At 73.3% G+C, this 6,356-nt stretch carries 6 protein-coding genes; 2 read left to right on the top strand and 4 right to left on the bottom strand.

All coding sequences use genetic code 11. The features are described 5' to 3' along the window. Nucleotides 1-187: 187 nt before the first annotated feature. Nucleotides 188-1,483, bottom strand: a complete 1,296-nt coding sequence (locus ACWCXX_RS29855; RefSeq protein ID WP_451132616.1) for an alpha/beta fold hydrolase — start codon at nucleotides 1,481-1,483, stop codon at nucleotides 188-190. Nucleotides 1,484-1,589: 106 nt separating this feature from the next. Between ACWCXX_RS29855 and ACWCXX_RS29850 the strand changes: the two genes are divergently transcribed. Beyond that, entirely contained in the window at nucleotides 1,590-2,753 is a 1,164-nt protein-coding gene (locus ACWCXX_RS29850) for an ATP-binding cassette domain-containing protein (protein ID WP_451132614.1), read from the top strand. A gap of 274 nt (nucleotides 2,754-3,027) precedes the next feature. After that, nucleotides 3,028-4,002, top strand: coding sequence for an acetylxylan esterase (locus ACWCXX_RS29845; protein WP_451132612.1), 975 nt, complete (start codon nucleotides 3,028-3,030; stop codon nucleotides 4,000-4,002). 16 nt (nucleotides 4,003-4,018) lie between these two features. On the opposite strand, the gene ACWCXX_RS29840 is transcribed toward ACWCXX_RS29845, so the two are convergent. The 3 genes from ACWCXX_RS29840 to ACWCXX_RS29830 are packed head-to-tail and all read right to left on the bottom strand — an operon-like array spanning nucleotide 4,019 to nucleotide 6,320. Next, nucleotides 4,019-4,972 (bottom strand): ABC transporter substrate-binding protein, encoded by a 954-nt coding sequence (locus tag ACWCXX_RS29840; protein WP_451132610.1) that lies wholly within the window; start codon nucleotides 4,970-4,972, stop codon nucleotides 4,019-4,021. Continuing rightward, nucleotides 4,969-5,646, bottom strand: a complete 678-nt coding sequence (locus tag ACWCXX_RS29835; protein WP_451132609.1) for an ABC transporter permease — start codon at nucleotides 5,644-5,646, stop codon at nucleotides 4,969-4,971. The genes ACWCXX_RS29840 and ACWCXX_RS29835 overlap by 4 nt, the downstream gene beginning before the upstream one ends. Continuing rightward, on the bottom strand, nucleotides 5,643-6,320 hold the full coding sequence (locus ACWCXX_RS29830) for an ABC transporter permease (protein WP_451132607.1): 678 nt from the start codon (nucleotides 6,318-6,320) through the stop codon (nucleotides 5,643-5,645). Before ACWCXX_RS29830 ends, ACWCXX_RS29835 begins: the two co-directional genes overlap by 4 nt. Between the last annotated feature and the right edge of the window lie 36 nt (nucleotides 6,321-6,356).

Below are 6,356 nucleotides of genomic sequence, written 5' to 3'. Positions count from 1 at the left end.
CTCGTAGACCTGGTCGAGGAAGACGAGCAGGTGGGCGCTGTCGTCCGTCAGCCGGGTCACCCCGGCGCGCACGACATGGGTGGTGAGCGTCAGCTCCGGACCGGCCATCATCCGGACCGGGCGTCGTCGCCCGGAACGCCGCCCGGCGTCCGCCCGTACGTCGCCCCGGAGCGTCACCCGCCGTGGCTCAGGCGTCGCCCCCGACCATGGCGAGCAGCCGGTCCAGCACCCGCGGCCCGCTCGCGCGCAACCCGTCGTGCTCGTACTCGTCGGTCACCCAGGTGCGCAGCCCGCGGATCGACGCCGCCGTGCGCAGGGCGTGCCCGGTGTCGACGTACATGTCGTCGTGGTAGACGGCGGCGACGACCGGTACCCGGTTGGCCGCCAGGCGGTCGGGGTCGTACAGCGGTGCCCAGTCGGTGCGGGCGGCCAGCAGGTCGGCGGTCTCGCGCAGCGGGCGCAGCGCCGGGTCCACCTCGAAGTGCCAGGGGTGGATGGTCTCGCCGGTGAAGAGCACCGGTCCCTCGCCCTTGAGCGCCTCGGCCGCGTCGAACTGCGGGAACTCGGCGCGGACCCGCTCGGCGGACCAGGCGGTGGGCCGGGCGTCCTGGCCGTAGATCGCCTCGTGCATCAGCGCGTACAGCGGGTGGCCGGCGAACGAGTTGGCCGTGCGCACGGCCTCCTGGAAGGTGTCGGAGAGCTCGGTGCCGTACGGGGTGCGGACGAACGCGTTCTCCAGCAGGTAGTGCAGCTGGTGGCTGCCGTTGCCGCCGCCCAGCATGATGCCGAGGGACTGGAACCCCTCGGGCGTCAGCAGGTGTCCCGCGCTGTCGGTGGGGTGTTCCAGCAGGTGGGCGGCGATCTGCCGGGCTCGTTCGACGTCCTGCGGGTAGCGGGCGTAGTGCGCGGCGACCTTGCGTTCGACGCGCGGGTAGGCGGCCCGGTAGACGTCGTCGGCGTGTGCGTCGAGCGAGGGCAGTCCGCCGGTGATCAGGACGGCCCCGAGCCCTTCGGGGGCGGCCGACAGGTAGCGGACTGCGCAGAAGCCGCCGAAGGACTGGCCGAGGACCGTCCACGGCTCGCCGCCGGTCAGCTGCGGGCGGATCAGCTCGCAGTCGCGCACGATGTTGTCGGACCGGAAGCGGGCCAGGTAGTCGGCCTGTTCGCGCGGACCGCCGCGCAGCGGCAGGGTCTGCCGGTTGGCCGGGGTGGAGAGGCCGGTGCCGCGCTGGTCGAGCAGCAGCACCCGGAACTCCTGCACGGCCCGCCCCAGCCACGCCTCCGTGCCGACGAAGCGCCGGGCACCGAAGCCGGGACCGCCCTCCAGGTAGACCAGCCACGGCAGCTTCTCGCCGGCCCTCCCGCTCGCCACGGCCTCCCTGCCGAAGACCTCGATCTGCTCGCCGTCGGGATCGTCGTGGTCGAGCGGGACGGTGAAGTAGCGGTCGGTGAAGACGATGCCGGGGTGCCGGTAGCTGCTCACAAGGTGCTCCTGAATCAGATGTGCCGCGGACAGTTCAGCACACGGCCGTGACCCGGACGGTCGCGGCCCGTGTGCGCGGTGCCCGGACGGCTCCTACCGTGCAGGCATGATCCGGTTCGAGCAGGTCGGCAAGGTCTATCCGGACGGCACGACCGCGGTGGACGGCCTGTCCTTCGAGGTCGCCGAGGGGGAACTGGTCACTCTCGTCGGGCCGTCCGGCTGTGGCAAGACCACCACGATGATGATGGTGAACCGGCTGATCGAGCCGTCGTCGGGCCGGATCCTGGTGGACGGCGAGGACGTCTCCGGCGTCGACCCGGTACGGCTCCGCCGCCGGATCGGCTACGTCATCCAGCAGGTCGGGCTCTTCCCGCACCGCACGGTCCTCGACAACACCGCGACCGTGCCCGCGCTGATCGGCTGGAAACGGGCGAGGGCCCGGGAGCGGGCGGCCGAGCTGCTGGATCTGGTGGGCCTCGACCCGAAGACGTACGGCTCCCGCTACCCCGCGCAGCTCTCCGGCGGCCAGCGGCAACGGGTGGGCGTGGCAAGGGCGTTGGCCGCCGATCCGCCGGTGCTGCTGATGGACGAGCCGTTCGGCGCGGTCGATCCGGTGGTGCGCGAACGGCTGCAGAACGAGTTCCTGGGCCTGCAGGCGGCGGTCAGGAAGACGGTCCTGATGGTCACCCACGACATCGAGGAGGCGGTCCGGATGGGCGACCGGATCGCGGTGTACGGGGCGGGGCGCATCGAGCAGTTCGACAGCCCGGGGGCTGTGCTCGGGACTCCCGCGACCCCGTACGTGGCCCGGTTCGTGGGCGCCGACCGGGGCCTGAAGCGGCTCTCGGTCACGGCGATCGAGCCGGACGACCTGGAGGAGCCGCCGGTGGCCCGGCTCGACGAGCCGGCCGGGTCGGCCGCGGCCCGGCTGGGCGAGGCGGATGCCCGCTGGGCGGTGGTGCTGAACGGCGGGGGCGAGTTGCACGGCTGGGTTTCGGCGGAGGCGCTGCGGGCCGCGGGCGGGCGGGGCACGGTCGGTGCTCTGGCCCGGCGGATGGATGCCTGGGTGCCGGTGGGGGCCCCGCTGAAGCAGGCGTTCAGCGAGATGCTCCAGCACGACGCGGGGTGGGTGGCGGTGCTGGACGGGTCGCGGTTCCTCGGCGTGCTGACCCCGGCCCGGCTCCACGAGGCGCTGCGCCGCTCGGTGGACGCGGACGCGCGGGGCGTGGGCCGGGACGAGGTGCGGTTCGACTCGATCGCGGACGCGTAGAGCGGACGTGCAGAGGGGGCGCGGGCGGTCCGAGTGGAGCCCCCTGCGCGCCACCGGTTCGGGGTGGTCCGTCAGCAGCCGCACGCGTCGGGCCGGTGGCGCCGGGGCCCGTCGCGGCCGGGCAGCCGCGCGAACGCCTCATACCACTTGTTCTCCTGTTGTCCCCCCGGCCACCGGACTCCCGGCCCCGGACCGGCCCCGTGCCGTCCGCCGCCGTACGGTGTGATCGGCCATCCCCCCGGGTGATCATTCCCTGCGAAGAAGGCGGTACCGCATGTCCCTGTTCGATCTGCCGCTCGACCGGCTGCGCGAGCACCGCAGCACGTCGGTGGAGCCGGAGGACTTCGACGCGTTCTGGACGAAGACGCTCGACGAGGCCAGGTCCCACGACCTCGCCGCCCGGTTCGAGCGGCGCGCCGGCACGGGTCTGGCCACCGTGGACGTGCACGACGTGACGTTCGCGGGCTTCGGCGGCCACCCGGTCAAGGGCTGGTTCGTCGTCCCGGCGGGTGCCACGGAGCCGCTGCCGCTGGTCGTCGAGTTCATCGGCTACGGCGGCGGGCGGGGCCTGGCACACACCCATCTGCTCTGGGCCTCGGCCGGTTTCGCCCACTTCGTGATGGACACCCGGGGCCAGGGCAGCGGCTGGCGCGTCGGCGACACCCCGGACCCGGTGGGCAGCGGGCCCGCGTTCCCCGGTTTCATGACCCGCGGCATCGAGGACCCGTACGCGTACTACTACCGGCGGGTGTTCACCGACGCGGTGCGGGCGGTGGAGGCGGCGCGCTCGCACCCGCTGGCCGACGCGGCACGCACCGCGGCCATCGGCGAGAGCCAGGGCGGCGGCATCACGCTCGCCGTCGGCGGGCTGATACCGGACCTCGCGGCGATCGCGCCGGACGTCCCGTTCCTGTGCGACTTCCCGCGCGCGCTGACGGTCACCGACCGCACCCCGTACCGCGAGATCGGCAACTACCTCAAGACGCACCGCGGCCGGTCCGACCGGGCGAGGACGACCCTGGCCTACTTCGACGGGGTGCACTTCGCCGCCCGCGGGCGGGCGCCGGCGCTGTTCTCGACCGCCCTGGAGGACATGACCTGTCCGCCCTCGACGGTCTTCGCCGCGTTCAACGCCTACGCCCACCCGGACAAGACCATCGAGGTGTACGACTTCAACGACCACGAGGGCGGCGGGCCGTTCCAGGAGGCCGTGCAGCTGGGCTGGCTGCCGGGGAAGCTGAGGGCCTGACCTCGCCGGGGGGCCGTCAGTCGCGCGGCAGGAGGCGCCGGGACTCCAGGTAGGTGCGCGCCACGTCCTCGGGCAGCCGCCGCCAGCTGTCGACCTGCTCGTCGAGGCGGGCCAGGTCGGCGGTGGTCAGTACGGTGCCGAGCGCGCCCAGTGCCCGGCGCACGCCTTCGCCGCCCGCCCGGGAGCGGTTGACGACCGGGACCAGGTGGTCGGCGTTCTGGAGGTGCTTGTCGTCGGCGAGCAGGACGAGGCCGAAGGTGTCCAGGGTGGCGTCGGTGGTGGTGGTCAGGACCATCTGGTCCCGGCCGTTGCGGACGGCCTGTTTGGCCTGGGTGGTGCCGACGCCCTTGGGGTCCACGGCCGTGACGCGGATGCCGTACGTCTTCTTCAGTCCGGGCGCGCAGTAGGGGCGCCGTACGCATTCGTCCCCGGCCGCCAGCCGTACGGGCAGGCCGGACGCGCCCAGGTCGCTCAGGGTCCGGAGGCGGTGTTCGGCCGCGTAGGCGGCGGTGACGGCGAAGGCGTTCTGGTCGAGGGCGCGTCCGGGGTCGAGGACGGTGAGGCCGCGGGGTCCGGCCAGTGCGCGCAGGGCCTTCATGGTGGCGGCGAGGTCGGGCGAGCCGACGGGGGCGGCGTCGGCGCCGTTCTCCCTGGCGTTCAGCCAGTCGGCGAAGGTGGCGGCGTACTCCGGCACGACGTCGATCTGGCCGTTCTCCAGCGCGGGTTCGTAGATCTCCCGGTTGGTGACGGTGATGATCCTCGTGGTGTAGCCGGCCCGGTCCAGCAGCAGCGCGTACATCCGGGCGAGCAGCTCGCTCTCGGTGAATCCGGCGGAGCCGATGGTGAGGTGCTTGCTGTCGCCGGGCGGTGCGGTGACCTCGCCCCGGTTCTCCAGGGAGGGGCCGGTGGCGCAGGCGGTCGCCGCCAGCAGCAGCGCCGGCAGCAGCGGGAACGCGCCGCGCGGTCTCATCCGGCCGCCTCGCCGCGGAGCCGGCCGGGGAGCAGTCGCCGCACCGCTTCGAAGAGCCCTTCGACGATCAGGGCGAAGAGGGTCACCAGGACCGCTCCGGCGACCACCTGCGCGGTGGAGGCGAGGTTGAAGCCCGCGGTGATGATGCGGCCGAGTCCTCCGCCGCCCGCCAGGGCCGCGAGGGTGGCGGTCGCGACGAGCTGGACGGCGGCGATCCGTACGCCGGTGAGGATCAGGGGCAGGGCGAGCGGCACCTCGACGCCCAGCATCAGCTGCCGGCCCGTCATTCCCATGCCCCGGGCGGCACGCACCACGTCCCGGTCGACCTCCCGCATGCCGACGTAGGCGTTGGTGAGCAGCGGAGGTACGGCGAAGAGCACGAGGGCGACGACGGTCGGCCATTCGCCGTGGCCGCCGATCGGGGTGAGGAGGAGCAGCACCAGCACGGCGAAGGTGGGGACGGCCCGGCCGATGTTGGAGAGGTTGACGGCGAGTGCGCCGCCCCTGCCGAGGTGGCCGAGGAGCACGGCGACGGGCAGCGCGATCAGACAGCTGATCAGCAGGCAGACGACGGTGAGGAAGAGGTGCTGGAGGAGGCGGTCCCGGATGCCGCCCTCGCCGGTCCAGTTCGCGGCGGTGGTGAGCCAGGACCAGGCTTCGGCGAGGGTGTTCACGACCGTCTCCGGGTCCACGGGGTCAGGAACCGCTGGGCGAGCAGGAGCAGCAGGTCGGCGGCGACGGCGATGATCACGCAGAGGACGGAGGCGGTGAGCACCTGGGCCTTGAAGTAGGTGTTCATGCCGGAGTAGATGAGGTTGCCGAGCCCGCCGTGGCCGACGATCGCGCCGACCGTGACCAGGGAGATCGCGGAGACGGTCGCGATCCGCAGTCCGGCCATGGCGGCGGGCAGGGCGAGGGGCAGTTCGACGGTGAGCAGCAGCCGCAGCGGACCGTATCCCATGCCGCGCGCGGCCTGTCGGGTCTCCTCGGGCACGGCGCGCAGTCCGGCGAGGAGGTTGCGGACGAGGAGGGTGAGCGAGTACAGGACGAGTCCGGCGACGACGAGCGGGGCGGACAGTCCGTACACCGGGAGCAGCAGCGAGAACATGGCGAGCGAGGGGACGGTGTACAGGGCGGTCGTCATGCCGAGGACGGGGCCCGCCGCCCAGCGCCGGTGCCATGCCGCGAGGGCGAGCGGAACGGCGAGGAGCAGCCCGATGAGCACGGAGGCCGCGGTGAGCTGGACGTGCTGGACGACGGCGTCCCAGAGGATCTCGCGCCGGCTGGAGAGGTAGGCCCCGCAGAGCCACTCGTTGCGCGCGAGGCAGTCGTCGGGGGGCGCGGTCACCCCTCCATTGGAGCGCGCGGGCGCGGGCGGGCGCGC

It is taken from the genome of Streptomyces sp. NPDC001732, assembly GCF_053596315.1.
The sequence above is the reverse complement of the archived record's forward strand: the minus strand, read 5'-3'. Positions and strand labels throughout refer to the sequence as shown.

Excerpts from the sequence above, each read along its gene's own strand:
- ACWCXX_RS29850 (WP_451132614.1), top strand. The coding sequence starts at position 1,590 with ATGATCCGGTTCGAGCAGGTCGGCAAGGTCTATCCGGACGGCACGACC.
- ACWCXX_RS29845 (WP_451132612.1), top strand. The coding sequence starts at position 3,028 with ATGTCCCTGTTCGATCTGCCGCTCGACCGGCTGCGCGAGCACCGCAGC.
- ACWCXX_RS29840 (WP_451132610.1), bottom strand. The coding sequence starts at position 4,972 with ATGAGACCGCGCGGCGCGTTCCCGCTGCTGCCGGCGCTGCTGCTGGCG.